At 71.3% G+C, this 21,730-nt stretch carries 22 protein-coding genes; 9 read left to right on the forward strand and 13 right to left on the reverse strand.

The window, feature by feature from the left end:
- Positions 1 to 1,220: M48 family metalloprotease (locus D9V37_RS11320; RefSeq protein ID WP_332835748.1), on the forward strand; the 1,220-nt coding region annotated here is incomplete at its 5' end.
- Positions 1,221 to 1,314: 94 nt separating this feature from the next.
- Here the strand turns inward: D9V37_RS11320 and D9V37_RS11325 are convergent.
- From D9V37_RS11325 to D9V37_RS11375, 10 genes are all read right to left on the reverse strand, one after another.
- Positions 1,315 to 1,500: a Flp family type IVb pilin gene (locus D9V37_RS11325; protein ID WP_232524870.1), complete on the reverse strand. Its 186-nt coding sequence runs from the start codon at positions 1,498 to 1,500 to the stop codon at positions 1,315 to 1,317.
- A gap of 118 nt (positions 1,501 to 1,618) precedes the next feature.
- Positions 1,619 to 1,813, reverse strand: a complete 195-nt coding sequence (locus D9V37_RS11330) for a Flp family type IVb pilin (protein ID WP_121806248.1) — start codon at positions 1,811 to 1,813, stop codon at positions 1,619 to 1,621.
- Positions 1,814 to 2,060: 247 nt separating this feature from the next.
- The gene (locus D9V37_RS11335; protein WP_121806249.1) at positions 2,061 to 2,696 is read right to left on the reverse strand and encodes a response regulator; all 636 of its coding nucleotides are present in this window, start codon (positions 2,694 to 2,696) and stop codon (positions 2,061 to 2,063) included.
- A 44-nt stretch (positions 2,697 to 2,740) separates the two neighbouring features.
- Entirely contained in the window at positions 2,741 to 4,315 is a 1,575-nt protein-coding gene (locus D9V37_RS11340) for a sensor histidine kinase (protein ID WP_158604446.1), read from the reverse strand.
- A gap of 74 nt (positions 4,316 to 4,389) precedes the next feature.
- Positions 4,390 to 5,331 (reverse strand): type II secretion system F family protein, encoded by a 942-nt coding sequence (locus tag D9V37_RS11350; protein WP_121806252.1) that lies wholly within the window; start codon positions 5,329 to 5,331, stop codon positions 4,390 to 4,392.
- A gap of 55 nt (positions 5,332 to 5,386) precedes the next feature.
- Positions 5,387 to 6,409 (reverse strand): type II secretion system F family protein, encoded by a 1,023-nt coding sequence (locus D9V37_RS11355; RefSeq protein ID WP_121806253.1) that lies wholly within the window; start codon positions 6,407 to 6,409, stop codon positions 5,387 to 5,389.
- The gene (locus D9V37_RS11360; RefSeq protein ID WP_121806254.1) at positions 6,409 to 7,884 is read right to left on the reverse strand and encodes a CpaF family protein; all 1,476 of its coding nucleotides are present in this window, start codon (positions 7,882 to 7,884) and stop codon (positions 6,409 to 6,411) included. Before D9V37_RS11360 ends, D9V37_RS11355 begins: the two co-directional genes overlap by 1 nt.
- A gap of 4 nt (positions 7,885 to 7,888) precedes the next feature.
- On the reverse strand, positions 7,889 to 9,073 hold the full coding sequence (locus tag D9V37_RS11365) for an AAA family ATPase (RefSeq protein ID WP_121806255.1): 1,185 nt from the start codon (positions 9,071 to 9,073) through the stop codon (positions 7,889 to 7,891).
- Between the two features lie 26 nt (positions 9,074 to 9,099).
- Positions 9,100 to 9,858: a Flp pilus assembly protein CpaB gene (cpaB, locus tag D9V37_RS11370; protein WP_121806256.1), complete on the reverse strand. Its 759-nt coding sequence runs from the start codon at positions 9,856 to 9,858 to the stop codon at positions 9,100 to 9,102.
- A gap of 259 nt (positions 9,859 to 10,117) precedes the next feature.
- Positions 10,118 to 11,974: an AMP-dependent synthetase/ligase gene (locus D9V37_RS11375; RefSeq protein WP_121806257.1), complete on the reverse strand. Its 1,857-nt coding sequence runs from the start codon at positions 11,972 to 11,974 to the stop codon at positions 10,118 to 10,120.
- An 89-nt stretch (positions 11,975 to 12,063) separates the two neighbouring features.
- On the opposite strand from D9V37_RS11375, the gene D9V37_RS11380 reads away from it, so the two are divergent.
- The 5 genes from D9V37_RS11380 to D9V37_RS11400 all read left to right on the forward strand — a co-directional run bounded on the left by D9V37_RS11380 (position 12,064) and on the right by D9V37_RS11400 (position 16,759).
- The gene (locus tag D9V37_RS11380; protein ID WP_121806258.1) at positions 12,064 to 12,501 is read left to right on the forward strand and encodes an SRPBCC family protein; all 438 of its coding nucleotides are present in this window, start codon (positions 12,064 to 12,066) and stop codon (positions 12,499 to 12,501) included.
- Between the two features lie 29 nt (positions 12,502 to 12,530).
- Positions 12,531 to 13,712, forward strand: a complete 1,182-nt coding sequence (locus tag D9V37_RS11385; protein WP_121806259.1) for an ArsA family ATPase — start codon at positions 12,531 to 12,533, stop codon at positions 13,710 to 13,712.
- Complete coding sequence (locus D9V37_RS11390; protein ID WP_121806260.1) at positions 13,709 to 14,137, forward strand: hypothetical protein; 429 nt, start codon at positions 13,709 to 13,711, stop codon at positions 14,135 to 14,137. Before D9V37_RS11385 ends, D9V37_RS11390 begins: the two co-directional genes overlap by 4 nt.
- Positions 14,138 to 14,264: 127 nt before the next feature.
- On the forward strand, positions 14,265 to 14,966 hold the full coding sequence (locus D9V37_RS11395; RefSeq protein WP_121806261.1) for a TadE family protein: 702 nt from the start codon (positions 14,265 to 14,267) through the stop codon (positions 14,964 to 14,966).
- 14 nt (positions 14,967 to 14,980) lie between these two features.
- Positions 14,981 to 16,759 (forward strand): TadE/TadG family type IV pilus assembly protein, encoded by a 1,779-nt coding sequence (locus D9V37_RS11400; RefSeq protein ID WP_158604447.1) that lies wholly within the window; start codon positions 14,981 to 14,983, stop codon positions 16,757 to 16,759.
- A 171-nt stretch (positions 16,760 to 16,930) separates the two neighbouring features.
- Here the strand turns inward: D9V37_RS11400 and D9V37_RS11405 are convergent, their stop codons facing one another.
- Genes D9V37_RS11405 through D9V37_RS11415 form a run of 3 tightly spaced genes read right to left on the reverse strand, consistent with a single transcriptional unit; the run spans position 16,931 to position 19,384 of the window.
- Entirely contained in the window at positions 16,931 to 18,166 is a 1,236-nt protein-coding gene (locus D9V37_RS11405) for an ornithine cyclodeaminase, nickel-pincer nucleotide-dependent (RefSeq protein WP_121806263.1), read from the reverse strand.
- 26 nt (positions 18,167 to 18,192) lie between these two features.
- Entirely contained in the window at positions 18,193 to 18,618 is a 426-nt protein-coding gene (locus D9V37_RS20250; RefSeq protein WP_158604448.1) for a hypothetical protein, read from the reverse strand.
- Positions 18,619 to 18,628: 10 nt separating this feature from the next.
- On the reverse strand, positions 18,629 to 19,384 hold the full coding sequence (locus D9V37_RS11415) for an alpha/beta hydrolase (RefSeq protein ID WP_232524871.1): 756 nt from the start codon (positions 19,382 to 19,384) through the stop codon (positions 18,629 to 18,631).
- Positions 19,385 to 19,408: 24 nt separating this feature from the next.
- Here D9V37_RS11415 and macS point away from each other — a divergent pair, with 24 nt between their 5' ends.
- From macS to D9V37_RS11430, 3 genes are all read left to right on the forward strand, one after another.
- The gene (gene macS / locus D9V37_RS20255) at positions 19,409 to 20,542 is read left to right on the forward strand and encodes a MacS family sensor histidine kinase (RefSeq protein ID WP_158604449.1); all 1,134 of its coding nucleotides are present in this window, start codon (positions 19,409 to 19,411) and stop codon (positions 20,540 to 20,542) included.
- A gap of 31 nt (positions 20,543 to 20,573) precedes the next feature.
- Positions 20,574 to 21,275, forward strand: coding sequence for a response regulator (locus tag D9V37_RS11425; protein WP_121806264.1), 702 nt, complete (start codon positions 20,574 to 20,576; stop codon positions 21,273 to 21,275).
- Between the two features lie 129 nt (positions 21,276 to 21,404).
- Entirely contained in the window at positions 21,405 to 21,710 is a 306-nt protein-coding gene (locus tag D9V37_RS11430; RefSeq protein WP_121806265.1) for a helix-turn-helix domain-containing protein, read from the forward strand.
- Positions 21,711 to 21,730: the final 20 nt, after the last annotated feature.

Consider the following 21,730-nt stretch of genomic DNA (forward strand, 5'->3'; position numbering starts at 1 on the left):
TGGTGCTCCTGGCCGCGGCCGGGTTCCTGGTCGTCGCGGTGCTGCGGGTGCCCTGGCACTGGCTGCCGGCGGGGGAGCAGCTGCCCCGGCTCGACGAGCACACCTACTTCAGCGCCGCCGAGCTGCGCCGGACCGAGGCCTACAGCTCGACGCAGAGCCTGCTCTCGCTGCTCTCCTACGCCGTCTCGCTCGTCGTGACGGCCGTCCTCGGCCTGACCGGGCTCGGCGCGCGGCTGCTCAGCCGGACGCCGGGCTGGTGGTGGCTGCGGCTGACGCTGGGCACGCTGGTGCTGCTGGTGATCGGCGAGCTGGTCACGCTGCCGTTCTCGCTGGCCCTGCGCCGACGCGCCGTGGCCGCCGGCCTGACGCGCCAGTCGCTGGCCGGGTGGGGGCGCGACGAGGGGGTCTCGCTGCTGGTCACCGCCGTCTACACCGCGATCGCCGCGATCGTGCTGGTCGGCCTGGCCCGGCGGCTGCCGCGCACCTGGCCGGCCTGGGGTGCGCTGATCTCGGGGCTGCTGGTGGTCATCGGGTCCTTCGTCTACCCGGTGGTGGTGGAGCCGCTGTTCAATTCCTTCCGGCCGCTCCCGGCGGGCGCGCTGCGCACCGAGATCCTGCAGCTGGCCCGCACCGAGCACGTGCAGCTGGACGACGTCCTGGTCTCCGACGCCTCGATCCGCACCACCGAGCTGAACGCCTACGTCACCGGCTTCGGCAGCACGCGACGCGTGGTGCTGTGGGACAACACGGTGCGCGACCTGCCGCGCAGCCAGGTGGCGGCGGTCGTCGCGCACGAGCTCGGCCACGCCGAGCACGACGACGTGCTGCTGGGCACGGTGCTGGGGGCCTTCGGCGCGGCGTTCGGCGTGGGCCTGCTGGGCCTGCTGCTGGCCCCGGGCGGGGCGCTGCTGCGACGCTCCGGCGCGAGCGGACCGGGCGACCCACGGGTGCTGGCGCTGCTGCTGGCGCTGACGGCGCTCGGCGGCTTCGTGGCCTCGCCGGTGGAGAACGCCGTCAGCCGCTCGATCGAGGCGCGTGCCGACCGGACGGGCCTGGAGGCCACGCGGGACCCCACCGCGTTCGTGGCGATGCAGCGTCGCCTGGCGCTCTCGGGCCTCGACGAGCCGCAGCCACCGGCGGTGACGCACTGGTGGTTCGGCACCCATCCCACGACCATGCAGCGCATCGGGATGGCCGAGGTGCTGCTGAACCGGTCCTGAGCCGCGCCCCGGATTGGTCCAGAACTGGCACGGGACGGGCACAGGAAGGTCTCCTCGCCCGAGCGGGGAGACCGTCCTGAGGAGTCGGCGCTGCTCAGCTGCAGGTCTGCGTCGTCGACGCCCTGGTCTGCACGCTGGAACAGGTCTTGCTGAAGATGCCCTTCACGACGCCGCCGAAGCTGAAGACGACCAGGACCAGGACGACCGCGACGCCGCTGATCAGCAGGGCGTACTCGACCGCCGAGGCGCCGTGCTCGTCGCGTCGCTGGCGACGGGGCACGCGACCACTCACCATCCGACCTTCCCTTTCGTGTGTCGGTAGGACGCGGACGGGGCGTCGATCCGGGCCTGGCCCGGATCGACGCCCCGTACGCGTAGCGGCACTGGGCCGCTGATGGTCAGCTGCAGGAACCGACGCTGGACGAGGCCTGGACGGTCGAGCAGGTCTTGCTGAAGACGCCCTTGATGACGCCGCCGAAGGCGAAGACGACGAGCACGATCAGGGCGGCGATGCCGGCGACCAGCAGGCCGTACTCCACGGCCGACGCGCCGTTCTCGTCACGACGGGTCCAGTTACGGATGAGCTCGAGCATGGGTGGTTCTCCCTCAAAAGGATGTTGGGTTTACGGATGGCCGGCGTACCCCACTGCCGGATGAAGAAATGGTGGCAAGACGGAGGTATCGGGCACATCGGGTAAACGGTCGTACCTAAGAGGTCGCCGAGAATGATCCGTTCATAGCCCGATCGGGCCATAGCGGGGTGCGAACGGGCAGATCCCGGGTCCCGCGGCTCTTAATTTCGCCGAAAGCGCGCGCTGACCTGCAGGTTCAGGTGTAGCGCTACATCCGCTCGATGTCGGTGAGCAACCCCATCCGCATGGCCGTCACCAACGCTTGGGCCCGGTTCGCGGCGCCCAGCTTGTCGTAGATCTTGGTGATGTGCGACTTGGTGGTCGACTCGCTGACGTAGAGCTTGGAGGCGATGGCGCTGACGCCCAGACCGGCGGCGAGCAGGTCGAGCACCTCGCGCTCGCGCTCGGACAGGCGCGGGGAGGTCGAGGTCATCTTGCGCATCATGGCCTCGCCCAGCCCGGTGCAGGTGAACGTGCGCGGCGAGACCGCGGCGTGCTTGGCGGCGTTGATGACCTCGCTGCTCGGGGCGTCCTTGCCGACGAACGCTGACGCACCGGCGTCCATCGCGGCGAACAGCTGCTCGTCGCCGGAGTACATGGTCAGCACCACCAGCCCGATGTCGGGCCGTTCCGAGCGCAGCGAGCGCACGATGTCCAGGCCGCTGCCGTCGGGCAGCCGGACGTCGGTGACGACGACCTCGGGCTGCGCCTTGCGAGCGGCGGCCAACGCCTCGGCCACCGAGCCGGCCTGACCGACGACCTCGAACTCCCCGGAGGCGCGGAAGGCGCCGGCCAGCCCGTTGCGGATCAGCTCGTGGTCATCGACCATCAGGATCGTCGTCATGGTGTCCTCACGCCTCTGCGGATCCCCCCGTGCCGGTCATTGTCTCAGGTGGTGCCAGCGGGACGGCCCAGGCGCACCCGCAGCTGGGTGCCGGAGGTGTCGCCGGTGCGGTTGGCGACCTCGAGCCGGGCGCCGATCCCCTCGGCGCGCTCCCGCATGATCCGCAGCCCGTGGGAGTCGTGCCGGCCCGGCTGCAGGCCGACGCCGTCGTCGATGACCTCGATCTCGGCGTAGGGCGGGCGCACCGTGCAGCTGACCCACAGGTTGCTCCCGCCGGAGTGCTTGCGGGCGTTGTTCATCGCCTCCTGGGCGATGCGCAGCAGCTCGGCCTCCACGTGCGGGCGCAGCCGGGTGGCCCCCTCGTCGAGGCGGACGTGCACGGTGAGGTCGGAGCGCGACCCGATCTGGCGGGCGAAGGCCGAGACCCCCTGGCCCAGCCCCTGACCGGCACGCATCTCGTTGCGCAGGTCGTAGACCGAGGCCCGCAGCTCGGCGACCACCCGGGTGACCTCCCTGCGCAGGGCCACCAGCTGCTCGCGCTGGTCGTCGGTGGTGGCGGCTGCGCTCAGCCCGTCGACCATGTAGCCCAGGGACGCGACGTCCTGGGCGACGCCGTCGTGCACCTCGCGCGCCAGCCGGTTGCGCTCCTCGCTGGTGGCGTGGGCCCGCACGCTGTCGAAGAGCAGCGCGGCGTGCAGCTGCAGCGCCAGGCCGCCCAGGGCCTCCTGCAGGCGCAGCAGGCTGCGATGATCGGCCGGCCGGGGGAGGTCGAGGGTCAAGACACCCACCGTGCGGGTGCCGGTGCGCACCGGCACGCCGGCGACGTTCTCGCGGATCAGGGGCCGGTCGCTGCGCCAGCAGTTCTCGACGAAGTCGTCGAGGCCGACGAAGGCCTGGGGCGCCGAGAAGGTGGAGTACCGCAACGGGGCCACCGTGCCGACGGGCGTCCGGGTGAACACCGCGGCCTGCTGCACGGTGACGAACAGGTCGGCCTCAGCCATGAGCTCCTCGGCCAGTGCGACGGGGTCCAGGCCGCCGGAGAGCCGGCCCGAGAGGGCGTCGAGCTGCTCGATGAGGGCGATCGCGTCGCGGTAGCTGCCGGTGTCGGACCGGCTCTCCAGGCGTCGCTGCAGCAGCACCACGACCAGTCCGACGAGCAGGGCCGCGCCGAGCCAGAGCAGCAGCGGTCGGGTCTGGGAGAGCGTCGGCCGGCCGTTGACCGGCCACCAGGCCACGGCCGCCACCAGCGCCTCGGCCACCAGCACCCGCACCAGCCCCGGCATCCGGGCGGCGGTGGCGCCGACGAGCATAGGGACGACCAGGTAGGGCAGGACCGTCGTGCCCGCGGGCTGGGTAAGCACCCCGATGCCGGCCACGGCGCCGCCCTCGAGGATGGCCAGCAGGTCCTCACTCACCCGGCCGATCAGGGTCGCGACACTGAGCACCGCCGCCAGGGCGATCACCAGCAGCAGGGGAGTCGCAGCGTCCTGCGGGCCGCGCACCAGCGTGAGCGGGATCAGCACCACCAGCGCCACCACGCGGGCGGCCACGGCCACCCGGCCGGGCAGGTCGGCCGGGTGGCCGTCGGCCGGGAGCCCGGCTGCGCGCGACCCATTCACAAGCCCGCATGATCCCATCCGAGTGGCGCGAGCGGGTCAGCGCCACACGGGCGACGCCGGGCGTCTCCTGGGACTCAGACGCCGCCGGCGGAGAAGCTCTGGAAGATGCTGATGCCGGCCGGGCCGAGCACCGCGAGGAACAGGCAGGGCAGGATGCAGAAGATCAGCGGCACCAGGATCTTGACCGGCACCTTCTGCGCCTGCTCCTCGGCCCACTGGCGGCGCTTGACGCGGATCTCGCTGGACTGCACGCGCAGCACCTGGCCCACGGGGATGCCGAAGGCGTCGGCCTGCACCATCGCGCTGACGAACTGGCGCAGGTCGGGCAGGTCGCTACGGTCGCCCATCGAGCGCAGCGCGTCGGAGCGACCGCGGCCGATCTGCATCTCCTGCAGCATCCGCGAGAACTCCTCGGCCAGCGGGCCCTTGGTGTTGCGGGCCACCTGGGCGATGGCGGCGTCGAAGCCCAGTCCGGACTCCACCGAGATGGTGAGCAGGTCGATCGCGTCGGGCAGGGCCTTGCGGGTCTGCTCGGTGCGCTCGTGGGCACGGGAGTACAGGTACATGTTCGGCGCCATGTAGCCGGCGAAGGAGGCGCCGAGCACGATCGCGAGGGTCAGCCACAAGTTGGTGCCCATGACGACGGCCAGCACCAGGCTGACGACCAGGCCGGCGACGAAGCCGAGCACCTTCAGCCCGTTGACCCGCTCGACCGTCAGCCCGGCCGGGTTGCCGGCCAGGTCCAGCTTCTCGCGGATGGCGGCGCCGCTGTCGGTGGGCGTCAGGCGTCGGGTCAGGCCCTGCATGCGGCCCAGCAGCGGCGCGAGCACCCGGTCGGCGAACGGCGCGTCCAGCTCGGCGCGCATCTGCTCCGGGGCACTGGTCAGCGCCTCGAGCACGGAGATCGAGCGGCCGACGCCCTGGGTCTCCTTGGTCAGACCGCCGATCGCGGCGATCGCGGCGAACATGCCCAGGAAGATGCACCCCAGGCCGACGTAGACGAGCATCGGGTTCATGCGTGGCTCCCACTGGGTGCGCAGGAGGCGAGCAGGACGAGACGGTTCGGGCTCCTCACAGCTCCACCTTCGAGACCTTGGACATCCAGAAGACGCCGACCGAGAGCAGGATGCTGATGGCGCCCAGCAGCACGTAGCCGATGCCCGAGGTGAACAGCGGCTTGACGTAGGTCCACTTCGTCAGCGCCAGGTAGAGCAGGAACACCGGCGGCAGCCCGCCGAGCACGTACATGCTCAGCCGGCCCTCGGCGGCCAGGGCGCGCACGTGGCGCCGGATGTACTCGCGCTCGCGGAGCGTGGCGGCCACGGTGAGCAGCAGCTCGGCGAGGTTGCCGCCGACCTCGCGCTGGATCCGGATGGCCATGACGACCCACTCGAAGTCCTTGCTCTCCATGCGCTCGGCGACGCCCTGCATCGCGTCCTCCAGCGCCACGCCGAGCCGGCTCTCCACGACGACCCGACGGAACTCCGAGCTCACCGGCTCGGCGCCCTCGCGGACGATGGTGTCGACCGACTGGGCCAGCGACAGGCCTGCCGAGAGGCTGCTCGACATCAGCTGCAGCGTGTCGGGCAGCATCGACTCGAACGCCTTGAGGCGACGCGAGCGCTTGAAGCCGAGGTAGATCCACGGCACGAACACGCCGATGACGATGCCGACGATCATGAACGGCAGCCGGCCGCCGGAGAGCAGGATCCAGAACAGCGCGGACCCGACGACCATTCCGGCGTGCAGCAGCACCCACTCCGCGGGCTTCATCGAGTGCCCGGAGCCCTCGAGCCGCTTGGCGATCTTGGCCTCGAAGGACTGGTTGTTGGCCAGCACCTCGGTCATCTTCGACTTCGCGGCGGCGGCGATGCTCGCCGCCTCGGCCTGCTTCTTGCGGTCCGCGGCACGCGCGGCGACGCCTGCGGCGCCGTAGGCGTTGATCTGGTCGGAGACGGCGTCCTTGCCGCCGGTGGCCGGACGGGCGCTGACCAGTCCCATCCCGAAGATGACGGCGAGCGCGCCGAACAAGATGGCGACGATGCCGCCGATCATCATGACCGCCGACGGGTCGACGTTGCGCAGCGCGTCCATCAGCCGCTCATCGCGAACGTCATCGGGTCGACCTTCACGTTGTGGTCGGACATCTTGTCCAGGAAGGTCGGGCGCAGCCCGGTCGGCTTGAGCGAGCCGAGGGTCTTGCCGTTGGCGTCCCAGCCGGCGGAGTGGTCGAAGACGAAGACGTCCTGCAGCGTGATGACGTCACCCTCCATCCGCTCCACCTCGGTGATGTGGGTGATGCGGCGCGAGCCGTCCTTGAGGCGGGTCTGGTGCACGACGAGGTCGACCGCCGAGGCGACCTGCTCGCGGATGGCGCGGATCGGGAGGTCCATGCCCGCCATCAGCACCATGGTCTCCATGCGGGCCAGGGTGTCGCGTGGGCCGTTGGAGTGCAGCGTGCAGATGGAGCCGTCGTGGCCGGTGTTCATCGCCTGCAGCATGTCGAGGGCCGAGGCGTCACGGACCTCGCCGACGATGATGCGGTCGGGCCGCATGCGCAGCGAGTTCTTGACCAGGTCGCGGATGGTGACCGCGCCCTTGCCCTCGATGTTGGCCGGTCGCGACTCCAGCCGGACGACGTGGTCCTGCTTGAGCTGCAGCTCCGCGGCGTCTTCGATGGTGACGATGCGCTCGTCGGAGGGGATGAACGAGGAGAGCACGTTGAGCGTGGTGGTCTTCCCCGCGCCGGTACCGCCGGAGACGATCACGTTGAGGCGACCCCGCACACAGGCGTCGAGGAAGTCCGCAGAGCGCGGGTCCAGCGAGCCGAAGCGGATCAGGTCGTTGACGCCGAGCGGGTCGGCGGCGAACTTGCGGATGGTCAGCGAGGAGCCGTCGACGGCCAGGGGAGGCACGACGGCGTTGACGCGGGAGCCGTCGGAGAGCCGGGCGTCGACCATCGGCGAGGACTCGTCCACGCGGCGGCCGATGCGGGAGACGATCTTGTCGATCGTGCGCCGCAGGTGGGCCTCGTCGTTGAACTTGCCATTCACCTTGGTCAGCCGGCCCTGGTACTCCAGGTAGATGTCGAAGGGGCCGTTGACCATGACCTCGGAGACGTCGGGGTCGCGCAGGTAGGGCTCGAGCGGTCCGTAGCCGAGGATGTCGTCGGCGATCTCGTTGGTGATGTTCTGCCGGTCGGTGGACGTCAGCGGCCGGTTGCTGGCCGCCATCACGTCCTTGAGGACGGCGTGGACCTTCGACTCCAGGTCCTCCTGGGTCATGTTCTGGTCGTAGAGCTGCGGCCCGAGCTGGATGAGCAGCTCGTTGTGGACGTGCGCCTTGAGGTCGTCGAACCGGTGGGTGTCGCCGCTCACGCGGTCGCGGGACTCCGGTGCGGCCGAGGCGGGCCCGGCCGGCGGCATGCTGGCCGGGGCGGGCGTGGCGGCCCGTGCCCCCGCGGCGGGAGCAGGCGCCGGCGAGGCGGCGGCGTGCGGGTCCGGGTAGGCGACCGGTGCCCCCTGCTCCGCGCTGCGGACGGCGGCGAGGCGTTCGCTCAGGGAGGTCATCGGGTCACTTCTTCCCGCGGCGCAGCAGCGAGCGTCGGCCGGAGGGTTCCGAGCCGGCGCCGGCGGCGACCGGTACCCGCTCCTCCACCGCGGCGATCGAGGCGGCCACGGCGCGGATGCCGCGGCTGACCGGGTGGTCGGGCTTGGAGAGCACGATCGGCCGGCCGTGGTTGGTGGCGTTCGCGACCTCCACCGAGCTCGGGAACGAGGCGATGGTCGCCATGCCCAGGATGCTCTCGACGTTGGGGATGGTGAGCCCGACCTCGTCGTCGGCCCGGTTGACCACCAGGTGGCGGTGCCCGATGGCCAGGTTGAGCAGATCGAGGGTCTCCAGCGACATCTTCACGTTCTTGACCGTGGGGACGTCGAGGGTGGCGAGCACGATGCACTCGTCGGTCTCGTCGAAGGCCGAGAGGACCTGCTCGTCGAAGCCGGGGGAGCTGTCGACCACGATGTAGTCGAAGTCCGAGCGCAGGGAGGCGATGACGCGACGGACCAGGGCCGGGCTGATCCGGTCCTTGGCGTCGGGCAGCGTCGGCGCGGCCAGCACCATCAGGCCCGAGTCGTGACGGGTCAGGAGCTTCTGGAGCATGGCGTTGTCCAGGTGGCCCTCGACCTCGGCGGCCTCGGCGATGGTGTGCTCGGGGATCAGCTGCAAGGTGATCGCGACGTCGCCGAAGGCCAGGTCGAGGTCGACCAGGGCGACCCGGTTGGTGCCGTTGTCGGCCAGTGCGACGGCCAGATTCACCGAGACGGTCGTCTTGCCGACGCCGCCCTTCGGCGAGAAGACCGTGATCACCTTGCCGTTGTCGCGGGCCGAGGCCGACGGGCCGTGGATCGCGTCGTAGTTCTGCTGCGAGCGCTCGATCGACTCGCGCAGCGAGTCCATCTCGTCGATCGCGATGACCTCGCGCACACCGGCGTACATCGCCTGCGCCATGAGGTCGGTCGTGGTCTGGGTGCGCAGCATGATGACCGAGAGGCCCGGGCGGCTGAGCCGGAGCCGGTTGGTCAGCCCGGCCGCGGCGTCCATGGAGACGTCGGGCCCGAGGACCACGGCGTACTCGTTGGGACGTCGGTCCAGCCAGGTCTGCAGCTGCTCGACGGTGGCGACGACGTGGCTGCTGTGGCCCACGGTCGCCGAGAGTCGGACCGCACGCGTGGTGTCGGTGTCGACGATGACCGGCATGGTCTGCTCCTTCGCTGTCCGGTGGCCTAGTTGAAGAGGTTCGACATGTTGGTGGGAGCCTGCGCCTTGTTGACCACCGAGTCCTTGTTGAGCAGACCGAAGGTCAGCGTCTGGCCGGCGCTCTGGGTGTAGATGATCTTCTGGGCATCCGCCTGGTCCAGCGACAAGGTGATCTGGGTGCTCGGCACCTGCTCGGTGGTCTGGGCGCCGGTCGGGTCCGTGGTCGTGGTGGCCACCGTGGTGGTGCTGCCGACCGCGATCACGGTGACGTCGGGCAGCAGCACGCGGGTGCCGTCCTTCGCGTTGTCCGTGGCGTCGCTCGCGCTGCCGGCCGTGGCGAAGATGGCGACCTTGTCGCCCGGCTCCAAGAAGCCGGCGACGCGGTTCGGGTCCGACATCGTGATCGCGATCGCGAGCTGGCCCTTGGCGATGCTCAACGTCGATCCGCTGGCGGCCGCCGCGGCGCCGAACTTGGAGGTCAGGATCTGCTCGCCGGGGTAGATGGCGGTGAGGGCGACGTCCTTGCTGGAGATCGCGGCGTCGTTGGCGACGGCGCCGGGCACGACGCTGCCGCTGGTGACCGACTTGACCTCCAGCTTGCCCGCGGTCTTGGCGGCGGCCAGGGTCTCACCCGGCTGGATGGCCACCTTGGCCACGAGCACCTGCTGCGCGGCGAACTTCTGGTCCGCGCGGTTGTCGGCACCCTTGACGTAGAGGTAGACGACGCCGGTACCCAGCACTGCGACGAGTGCGCCGACGAGGACGATGACCCTTCTGCGGTCCACGGCCCGGAATCCTTCTCAGTTCGAGGCGATCGGCACCGCTCCTGCACGCCCACGACGTGCTCCTGGTGCGGTACCCCGGACCCTGGTCTCCCCAACCCGGCCCGGTGTTGCGGTACTCAGCCTCTCGTGTTCGCTTCCAAAGTGGGCCAAACCCCAAAGATTCGGACTACTAGGACAACACGTGTAGCCCGAACGGGCTATGAGCCATTCGATCGGGGCCCGGTCGGGGCCCAGTCCGGGCTCGGTCTGACCCGGTCACTCAGCTGCGGTAGAGCGCCTCGACGTCCTCGTGGGCCTGGCGCATCACCTCGGTACGGCGCAGCTTCAGGCTGGGCGTGAGCTGGCCGCCCTCCTCGCTCCACTCCTCGGCCACGATCGCGAACTTGCGGATGGACTCCGCACGCGAGACCGCCTGGTTGGCCTCGTCCACGCCCGCCTGGATCTCGGCCTGAAGATCCGGGTCGTCGAGCGCCGCCACGACGTCGGCGGGTTTGTCGTGCTGCTGGGCCCACAGCGCGTAGCTCTCGCGGTCGATGGTGACCAGGGCCGCGATGAAGGGCCGGCCGTCGCCCACGACGACGCACTGGTCGACCAGCGGATGCGCGCGCAGCCGGTCCTCGAGCACGGTGGGGGAGACGTTCTTGCCGCCGGCGGTCACCAGGATCTCCTTCTTGCGCCCGGTGATGCGCACGAACCCCTCGTCGTCGATCTCGCCCACGTCGCCGGTGTGGAACCAGCCGGGTCCCTCCGGCCCCGCTGCCAGCTCCGTCCCCTCCGTCGGGGCGTCGAGCACCTCGGCGGTCGCCTCGGCGTCGTGCCAGTAGCCGGTGAACACCTGGCCGCCGCGGAAGAGCAGCTCGCCGTCCTCGGCCACGCGGACCTCGGTGCCCGGCAGCGGCCGGCCGACGGTGCCGATCTTGAGGGCGTCGGGCAGGTTCACGGTGAGCGCGGCGCTGGTCTCGGTGAGCCCGTAGCCCTCCAGCACGGTGATGCCGATGCCGCGGTAGAAGTGACCCAGCCGCTCGCCCAAGGGCGCGCCGCCGGAGACGGCGTACTCGCAGCGACCGCCCAGGGCAGCGCGCAGCCGGCCGTAGACCAGCCGGTCGAACAAGGCGTGCTGCAACCGGACGCCGCGAGGCACCTTGCCCGCCTGCTCGCCGCGGGAGTAGGCGATGGCGACGTCGGCGGCCCGCGCGAAGACGCGCCCGCGGCCGTCGGCGACCGCCCGCTGGGAGGCGGTGTTGAAGACCTTCTCGAAGACGCGGGGCACCGCCAGCACGAAGCTCGGCCGGAAGCCGGCCAGGTCGTCGGTGAGGTGCTTGATGTCGGCGGTGTGGCCCATCCGCACCCGATGGCGCATGCAGCCCACCTGGATCGCCCGGGCGAAGACGTGGGCCAGTGGCAAGAAGAGCAGCGTGGAGGCGTCCTGCGCGCCGAAGAGCGGCTCGAGCTCCGAGCCGGTCACGGCCGCCTCGAAGGCCAGGTTGCCGTGGGTGAGCACGCACCCCTTCGGTCGCCCGGTGGTGCCCGAGGTGTAGATGATCGTCGCGACATCGGCGGGCCCCGCGGCGGTGCGCCGCTCTTCCAGCTCGGCGTCGTCGACGTCGGCCCCGAGCCGGGTCAGCAGGTCGACCGCCCCGGCGCCCTCGCGCGGCTCGATGGCCCACAGCTGGTGCAGCTCGGGCAGGCGGCCGCGACATCTGCTGACCCGGGCGACGTGGTCGGGCGTCTCGACGACCACTGCCCGCACACCGGCGTCGCTGAGGATGTGCTCGACCTGCTCGACCGAGGAGGTCTCGTAGACCGGCACCGTGACGGCGCCGGCGAACCAGATGGCGTAGTCAAGGACGGTCCACTCGTAGCGGGTGCGCGACATCAGCGCGACCCGGTCGCCGGGTTCGAGGCCGGCGGCCACCAGGCCCTTGGCCACGGCCCGCACCTGGGCGAGGAGCTCGGCGCAGCCGACGTCGACCCACTCGTCGCCGACGCGGCGGCACAGGGCGGGGGCCTCGGGATGCTCGGCGGCGTTGCGGACGACGTCGTCGGTGAGGTTGCCCTCGACGACGCCGGGCAGGGCCGCGGCGTCGACCGTCAGGGGGGTGGCGTACTCACGCACGGTGGGGAACGTTACCGACGGGTCGCCTTCGCCGAGGAGCCCCCACTATTGTCGGGACTCTTCCCGCTCCCTTCGGCAAAGGACCAGGTGTGGCCGACCAGACCACCTCCAGCATCGTGATCGACGCCCCCGCGGCCGAGGTCATGGCGGTGATCGCGGACTTCGAGTCCTATCCGCAGTGGGTGCAGGGGATGAAGCGCGTCGAGGTCGTGGCCCGCAGCGACGACGGCACCGTCGAGCAGGTGGCCTTCGACCTCGAGGCGATGCCGATCAAGGACTCCTACACCCTGGCCTACGACTGGCACGGGCAAGACGACGTGTCGTGGCACCTGGTCGAGGGCCGGATGCTGTCGGCGATGGAGGGCTCCTACCAGCTGCGGCCCGTGGGGGTCGGTACCGAGGTCACCTACCGGCTCGAGGTCGACGTCAGCATCCCGATGATCGGCATGCTGAAGCGACGGGCGGAGAAGGTCATCGTCGACACCGCGCTCAAGGGGCTCAAGAAGCGCGTCGAGACCAGCCGGTGATCGCGGCGTGATCCCCCGGTGACCCGGCGGTGACCCGGCTGCTGCTGCTGACCGGCAAGGGTGGCGTCGGCAAGACGACCCTGGCGGCCGGTACGGCGGTGCTGGCCGCGCGCCGCGGGCTGCGGACGCTGGTGATGTCGACCGATGCCGCCCACTCGCTCGGCGACGCCTTCGGGCTCGGCGCCACCGGGGCCGAGCCGGTGGAGGTCGAGCCGCGGCTGTGGGTGCAGCAGGTCGACGCCCAGCGGCGCTTCGAGGCCTCCTGGGCGCAGATCCAGGGCTACCTGGTCTCGGTGCTCGGCGCGGGCGGCGTCGACCCGGTCACCGCCGAGGAGCTCACCGTGCTGCCCGGCGCCGAGGAGGTGCTGGCGCTGCTGGAGCTGCGCACGCGGGTGCTCGAGGGGGGCTACGACGTCGTCGTCGTCGACTGTGCGCCGACGGCGGAGACGCTGCGGCTGCTGGCGCTGCCCGAGGCGCTGGGCTGGTACATGGCCCGGGTGCTGCCCGTCGAGCGGCGCGTGGTGCGCGCGCTCAAGCCCGTGCTGACCCGCGCGGCCGGCGTGCCGATGCCAGGCGAGCCGGTCTTCGACGCCGTGGAGCGGCTGCACGCCGACCTGCACCAGGCCCACCAGCTGCTCACCGGGCCCAACGCCACGGTGCGTCTGGTGCTCACGCCCGAGGCCATGGTGGTGGCCGAGGCGCGCCGGTCGTGGACGACGCTCTCGCTCTACGGCTACCGCGTCGACGGGGTGGTGGCGAACCGGGTGTTCCCCGCCGCCGACGACGCCTGGACCGCGGGCTGGGTCCGCAGCCAGGAGCAGCAGCTGGCCGGGGTCGCGGAGTCGTTCGCGCCGCTGCCGCTGTGGCGCGGTGAGTACTTGCCGGCCGAGCCGATCGGCACGGACGGGCTGGCGGCGCTGGCCGAGCGCGCCTACGCCGGCAGCGACCCAGTGGCGGTGCCCGACGGCGAGGGTCCGCTGCGCCTGGAGCCGGGCCCGGAAGGTCCGGTGCTGCGGCTCGCGCTGCCGCTGGCCGGGCGTGAGGACGTCGACCTGGCGCGGCACGGCGACGAGCTGGTGGTCACCGTCGGCTCCTACCGTCGGGTGCTCGCGCTGCCGGCCTCGCTGGCTCGCGCGGAGGTGCGGGGCGCCGCGGTGGCGGACGGCTGGCTGCGGGTGCGGTTCGCCGCGCCCGTGCAGGCGGCGCTGTGAGCGCGGGGTCCGACGGCGCCCACGGCTCCGAGCCGGTGGGCAGCCTGCACGAGGAGGCCGTCCGGTTGCTGGGTGCGCTGGGCGAGGTGGCCGGCGGGATGGGTGCCGGTGCCGGTGCCGGTGCGGACCACGGCGAGCGGCGGCACGAGCCGCTGGCGGGGGACTGCCGCTTCTGCCCGGTGTGCCAGATGATCCACGCGGTACGTGAGACCGTGCACCAGACCAGTCCCGAGGTGCGCGAGCACCTGGCGACGGCAGCGACCGCGCTGCTGCAGGCCGCGACCGAACTGCTGAGCACCCGGCCTGAGAGTGGTGGGACTTCTGGGTCTTCTGGGTCTGGTGAGGCTCCCGCGGCGACTGGGTCACATGGGACCTCTGTGGAAAGAATCGACCTCGACGAGGATCCGTCGACCCCGCCCGCGTAGTCCGTTCAGGCCAGGCGGCCTCGACGTTCGTCCAGAGTGTCGTGACAAGTGCGGCTAACTCGGGATTTGGCCGGTTCTGTCCTTCTACGCTCGGCTGCGTCGGGGGACGACCACAAGGGGACCGGACATGCACGAGCTCAGGCGTCGACGCCGTCGCGGTGAACGCGGTGCGGTGGCGCTCGAGGCTGCCCTGATCTTCCCGGTCCTGATGCTGCTGGTCTTCGGCATGATCGACATGTCGCTGATGCTGCGCGACTACGTCACCGTCACCTCCTCGACCCGCGCGGCCACCCGTTTCGTCTCCGCGGAGGCCGGCGTGGGTCCGTGCACGAGCACCGACACCTCCGTCTGCCCCTCTGGCACGACGGTGCCGCAGGTGGCCCAGGACGCTGCCGACCGCGTGCAGGGCAACCTGGTGACGGTGCCGGCGTCGTCGGTGAACTACCTGCTGGTCTACGAGGCCAACCAGAACGGCTACCCCTGCGCCTCAGCCGGCGGGTGCAACGCCGCGATCGCCAAGCAGAACAGCGTGTCCGCGGACAGCTTCAACGGCCCCATGCCCTCGACCTGCACGGGCTACGACTCATGCGTGAAGTTCAAGTGGAACGCCACCGCGAAGGCGTTCCGCTACGACAGCGGCAGCTGGAACTCCACGACCATCAACGCCTGCGTGACCAAGGAGGACAACGTCGGCGTCTACGTGAACCTCTCGCACAACTGGCTCACCGGACTGCCGCCGTTCACCGGGTCGATGACGCTGGCCGACCGGTCCGTCACCCGGTTCGAGCCGCTCACCAACGACATCTGCGCCGCGGGAACGCACCCGTGATGGGCCGATCCGAGGTGCAACGGTCCCTCGTGCGCCGGCGCGACGAGCACGGTTTCGTGGCGATCTTCGCCACGATCTGCCTCTCGGCCTTCCTCTTCGGCTGCGCCGCGATCGGCATCGACATCGCGCGCTGGTACCTCGAGGGTGCCCGCGAGCAGAACGCCGCCGACGCGGCGTCGCTGGGTGCGGTGGTGTGGCTGCCCGACAACATCGACAAGGCGAAGTCCACAGCGGCCGACCTGGCCCAGGACAACGGCTACGTGGACGGCACGAACAACACCACGGTGAGCGCGGCCCTGGGTGCCAAGCCCACGCAGCTGCAGGTGACGGTGTGCCGCACCGTCACGAACTCCTTCGGCGTCGTGCTCGGCTTCGGCTCCACCAAGGTGTGTCGCACCTCGACCGCCGACTACACCGGGCCACAGCCCATGGGCAGTCCGTGCAACACGCTCGGCAACGAGCCGGCGGGCACGACCGCCAAGGGACCCACCGACTCCCAACTGGTCAAACCGAGCGGAGCGACGTGCAGCTCCACGCCGCAGTTCTGGATGCACATCTCGGGCCCGATGGTCCCCAAGGCGCAGGGCGACCAGTACGACACGCGGACGTGCTCGTCGGGCAACTCGGGATGCTCGGGCACCACCAACTCCGACTTCCGGCCCGAGGGGTACTTCCTGCTCGTGCGGGTGGCCGCCACCGCGGTGAACACCCCCATCCGGCTGCAGCTCTACGACCCCGAGTTCGCCGCCACCAACAACCGCTGCGAGTCCGGGCCGACCGGCACGTTCCCGACGACCGACAACTGGAACAAGTGGACGAGCAGCGACGGGCTCACGCGCTACAAGGTGACCAGCGGGTCGGACACGCCCAACGCGTTCTGCACCGGTGACGTGGCGGCGACCACCACGCCGACCGTCACCTCGTTCGCCCTACGCAGTCCCACCGACACCCAGGACCCGACCAAGGCGACGCCGGTGGCCGGGTGCACGAAGCAGTGGCCGGGCTACAGCGCCAACGACGTCACGATCAACAACCTCTTCAGCTCCACCAACCCTGGCGCCTTCGACACGCCGCTGAGCGAGTCGTTCCACCAGTGGGTGACGTTGTGCGACTTCACACCGTCCGTCGCCGGTGACTACTACGTCCAGGTGCGCAGCAACGTGGCCATCGGCGGCAGCGTCAACAACGCGGGTCAGACCGACGGCAGCTACCAGCCGCCCGATGCGGCATCGTCGAAGGTCTACACGCAGACCGGTGACGACACCAGCGTGACCGGCGGCGGCTCCAACCGGTACGCCGTGCGCGCCTTCTATGCCTCCGGCACGACGCCGGCCGGGGCGGTCAGCGTTGCGGCCTTCGGCCGGATGCCGATCTACATGAACTCCAACGCCTCGACCGCCACCTTCAACCTCATCCGCGTGCTGCCCGCAGCTGCTGGCAAGAGCATGAACTTCACCTTCTTCGACATGGGCGACGCCGCCTCGTCGGGCACGGTGACGGTGCTCCCACCCAATGACTCCAACATGGGCGGCACCGCCACCAACTGCACCGCCACCGGGTTCATCAACCAGACGTTGAGCACCTGCGCCCTCTCGGGGGTGTCCTCGGGCAACGGTGCGGACGGGAAGTCCGAGACCATCTCGGTGCCGATCCCGAGCACCTATACCTGCTCCTACGCCAGCGCCGGCGGCTGCTGGTTCCAGGTGAAGATCAACTTCCCCAGCGGCACGGTGACCGACACGACCACCTGGACCGCCAACATCTCAGGACAGCCGGTGCGCCTGATCCAGTAGCCCACACCACCACCCGACGTCCCTCGTCGCGGTCCGGCCCGGACGCGCGAGGGCGGACGAGCCCGCACGGGGGCGGGCTCGACCACCTACGACCCGGGCCGTCCGATCCTCTGGCTGTGGACCGGGCGGCTCGGGTCCGCGGTGTCTCGGGACCCCGGGACCGCCTCGCCGTCAGCGGCGGTAGCCGGGCACGAGCTCCTGGGCCAGCTGCTCGAGGAACAGCCCGACGTCGGTGACGATGCCGCGGGCCTGGGAGGAGCCGCGGTCGGCGAGCTTGGTGACCGTGGCGGGGTTGATGTCGACGCAGACCAGCGGGATCGAGGCGGGCAGGATGTTGCCGGTCGCGACCGAGTGCAGCATGGTCGCCACCATCAGGCAGAAGCCGACGTCGGCGAGCTCGGCGCGCATCGCCCGCTGACCCTCGATGACGTCGGTGTAGACGTCGGGCAGCGGGCCGTCGTCGCGCACGGAGCCGACGAGCACGAAGCTCTTGTCCGCCTTCACCAGGGCGTGCATGACGCCACCGGTGAGCACCCCGGCGTCGACCGCGGCCCGGATCGAGCCGGCCTTGCGGATCGTGTTCAGCGCGCGGATGTGATGCTCGTGGCCGTGCTCGACGCCGCGGCCCGCGGCGAGGTCCACGCCCAGCGACGTGCCGTAGAGCGAGGACTCGATGTCGTGGGTGGCCAGCGCGTTGCCGGCGAACAAGACGTCGACGAACCCGGCCTCGACCAGGGCGACCATCGCCGGCGCCGCGCCGGTGTGGACGACGCCGGGGCCGCCCACCCACAGCACCTTCTGGCCGGCAGCGCGAGCCTCGCGCATGCCGTCGGCCACCTGCCGTACGAGCACCGCCTGCGGCTTCTCGCTGGACACGTCGGACTCCATGAAGCCGAACGTCTCGCCCTCGTCGCGGGCGGCGAGCGGCTCGACGCGGACGCCGTCGACGCCGCAGACGACCTGCATGCCCACGCGGACGTCGGACATCGGCAGCGTCCTCACGCGCGCGGCGTCAGTGCCGGGGTCGGTGACGACCAGCCCGCAGTCCATCTCCGGGTTCTCGACCTCCAGCCAGTGGCCGTCGAGGCGGACCCGGGTGAGGAGGTTGGTCGTGGAGTAGAAGCCGTCGGGGAACACGCCGTCCTGGTCGGCCGGCGCCAGCGTGGCCTCGCCGACCTCGGTGGGGTTGACGCCCTTGGTCTGCAGCCGCATCAGCAACCGCTCCATCGACTCCTCGTCGGGGGTCGAGACCGAGATGACCGCGGTCGACTCGTCCTCCGACTCGTGGCCGATGTCGATGCTGGAGATGACGTAGTCCGCGCCGTAGCCGCGGATGTCGTCCAATACCCGGGAGAGGATCCCGGAGTCCATCAGGTGGCCGGTGATCTCCACGGTCTCCTGCGGCATGTGACCTCCCACAGCATCGCGGGCGGTCAGATCACCGCCCCGTCGTCCCAGTCGTCGTCGTCACCACGCCGCATCGTGGCGACGAGGTAGCCGAACCCTCCGACGAACCATGCCAGACCCAGCACGCCGGCCCACGAGGGCACCGCCACGTGCACCACGGCCAGCACGACGGCCAGCACCGGGACGCCCAGCACGCCGGCCCAGGCCAGCAGCCGAGGCGGCTCCGGCAGGCTCATCGGCGGCGGCTCGGGCGGGACGAAGTGGTCCTCCGGGTCGGCCTCGGGCGCCGGGTCGTGCTCCTCGACGCGGTCGGCCTGCGAGGCGGACTGAGGGCTCGGCTGCGGCCGGACCAGCGGCTCGACCTCGGCCGGCGGGTCGTCGAGCGTGGCCCGCTCGCCGTAATTCTCGACGATCGAGCGCCAGGCGGCGTCCAGGTCCGGCTCGTTCGTCATGAGGACATCATCACCCCGCGGCGGTGACGCGCGCGAGGAAGTCCGCGGACTGTTCGAAGATCACAGGGGCGTCGTTGTCCAAGGTGGCCACGTGGTAGCTGTCGGCGAGGTCCACCCGGGTGTAGTCGCGCGAGCCGATGCCGGCCTCGATGTCGCGGATCGAGCCGTCGTCGACGACGTGGTCCTCGGTGGAGCGGAACAGGATCGTCGGGGCGGTAACCTTCGACAGGTCGGCACGGACCTGCTGCCAGCCCACGGTCATCGAGTGGAGCGCCTTGAGCGGCGTCTTGGGATAGGCGTGCTCCTCGACGCCGGGCTTCTTGATGTCGCCGCCGATCGCGTCCAGGCCGCCCACCAGGTGCTTGGCCAGCCCGACGACGCGCAGCCGCTTGTCCTGGCTGGAGACCGCGGGGTTGACCAGCATGAGGCCGGCGACGTGCTCGGGGTGGCGCGCGGCGAGCCAGAGCACGAGCCCGCCACCCATCGAGAGCCCGCCGGCGACGACCACGTCGGTACGAGCGCGCAGCGCCTCGAAGGCCCGCTCGACCTCGGCGTACCAGTCGGCCCAGCCGGTGCGGTTCATGTCCTGCCAGCTCGTCCCGTGCCCGGGCAACCGCGGCACCGAGACGGCGTAGCCGCGCTCGGCCAGGTACTCGCCCCATGGGCGCATCGAGGCGGGCGACCCGGTGAAGCCGTGGGAGAGCAGCACCCCGACCCGGCCCCCCTCGGACTCGAAGGGCGCAGCGTGGGCGGCGACGTCGGGCACGCGTGCAGCCTAGTGTTCGCCGCTATGAGGCCGCTGGCGACCGATCCCGCCGCGGTGGCCGTGCAGGACACCACCTACCGCGCGCTGGCGGTGCTGCGCGTGGTCGTGCTGCTCAACGCGCTCGGGCTCGGGTGGTACCGGCGCGACAACCTCGACCACCCCACGGCCGGGCTGCTGGTCTTCGTCGCCCTCACGGTGTGGACGCTGGTGGCGGTGTGGGCCTACGCCTCGGCGGCGCGGCGGACGTCGCTGCTGCTGGTGGCCGACCTGCTGGTGGCGCTGGCGGCGATCGGGGTCTCGCCGTGGGTCAAGGGGCCCGAGATGAGAGCGACGCTGCCCGGGTTCTGGGTGATGGGCGTCGTACTGGCCTGGGCGATCGGGTGGCGCTGGCGCGGTGGCCTGGTGGCGGGGGTCGTGGTGGCCGTCGCGGACCTGGGCGTGCGGGTGCACCTGGACCAGGGCAACTACGGCAACGTCTTCCTGCTCCTGGTCGGGGGCCCGGTCGTCGGGTTCCTCGTCGGACGGCTGATCGACCTCACGCGCGAGCGCGACACCGCGCAGCGCGAGGTCGCCACGGCCGCCGAGCGCGCCCGGCTGGCGCGGGCCGTCCACGACGGTGTGCTGCAGGTGCTGGCGCTGGTGCAGCGCCGCGGCGCCGAGATCGGCGGCGACGCGGCCGAGCTCGGCCGGCTCGCCGGCGAGCAGGAGGTCGCGCTGCGCGCGCTCGTGCAGAGCCGGCCCGAGCGGTCCGACGAGGTGACGGCCGACCTGGCCGACCTGCTCACCGCGCTCGGGGGCCGTCCCTCGCCGCGGGTGTCGGTGGCCGTGCCGGGACCGGTGCCGATGGACACGGCGCGGGCGCGGGAGGTCGAGGCGGTGGTGCGCGCCTGCCTGCACAACGTCGCCGACCACGTCGGCGCCGACGCCTCGGCGTGGGTGCTGCTGGAGGACCTGGGCGACGTCGTGGCCGTGAGCGTGCGCGACGAGGGACCCGGGATCGCGCCGGGGCGGTTGGAGCAGGCCGCGGCGCAGGGGCGCCTGGGCGTGTCGGGGTCGGTACGCGGCCGGGTGAGCGACCTGGGCGGCACGGCGGTGCTGTCGACGTCGCCGCGTGGGACGGAGTGGGAGCTGACGGTGCCGAAGGAGGCCCAGGAGTGAGCCCAGGAACGAGCCCAGGAACGAGCCCAGGATGAGCCCGGGACTAGACGAGGAGATCCGGGTGATGGTGGTCGACGACCACCCGATGTGGCGCGACGGCGTGGCCCGCGACCTGGAGGAGGCCGGGCTGAGGGTCGTCGCCACCGCCGGCACCGGGCCCGAGGCGCTGGCCCGGTTCCCCGCGGCCCGGCCGCAGGTGGTGGTGCTGGACCTGCAGATCCCCGAGCCCAACGGCGTCGCGCTCACCGCGGCGGTGGTGCAGCAGGACCCGGCGGTGCGGGTGCTGGTGCTCTCGGCGTCGGGGGAGCAGCAGGACGTGCTCGACGCCGTCAAGGCCGGCGCCACGGGCTACCTGGTCAAGTCCGCCTCCCGGGCCGAGCTGCTCGACGCGGTGCGCCGGGTGGCCGCGGGCGACACCGTCTTCACCCCGGGGCTGGCCGGGCTGGTGCTGGGGGAGTTCCGACGCATGTCCGCAGCGCCCGAGGACCCCGAGGACGACGGCCGACCCCGGCTGACCGAGCGCGAGACCGAGGTGCTCCGGCTGGTGGCCAAGGGGCTGTCCTACAAGGACATCGCCGAGCGGCTGGTGCTCTCGCACCGCACGGTGCAGAACCACGTGCAGAACACGCTGCGCAAGCTGCAGATGCACAACCGCGTGCAGCTGGTGCGCTGGGCCCTGGAGACCGGTGCCGTCGAGCCCGGGTCCGACGACTCGGACGGCCCCGACGCATGAGCACGACCGAGGCGAGGACCGGCCGGTCGGCCGATGGTCCACGGGGTGTCGGTCGGGGAAGATAGGTTGGTTCGATAGCGTTGATCCACACAGCAGCTTGACTCGACCGACGAGTGGTGAGGGGTGCCCATGGTGCTGTTCCGCGACAGCCTCGGCAGCGTGTTGCGCGCCGAGCGCGTCAACCGCGGCCTCACGCTGCGTGAGCTGTCGGCCGACGCCCGGGTGAGCCTGGGCTACATCTCCGAGATCGAGCGCGGCCACAAGGAGGCGTCCTCGGAGCTGCTGTCGGCGCTGTGCGACGCGATGGACCTGCGCCTCTCGGAGGTGCTGCGCGAGGTCAGCGACACCGTCGCGGTCGAGGAGCAGCGGCTGGCCGCCGAGGTGCCCACCATCGCCCCGGTCGCCGACGGCGACGCCGCCATGGTCGCCGCCTGAGGCTCGCTCCCAGAGGTTCG

The organism is Nocardioides mangrovicus (assembly GCF_003674065.1).
GTDB lineage: Bacteria > Actinomycetota > Actinomycetes > Propionibacteriales > Nocardioidaceae > Marmoricola > Marmoricola mangrovicus.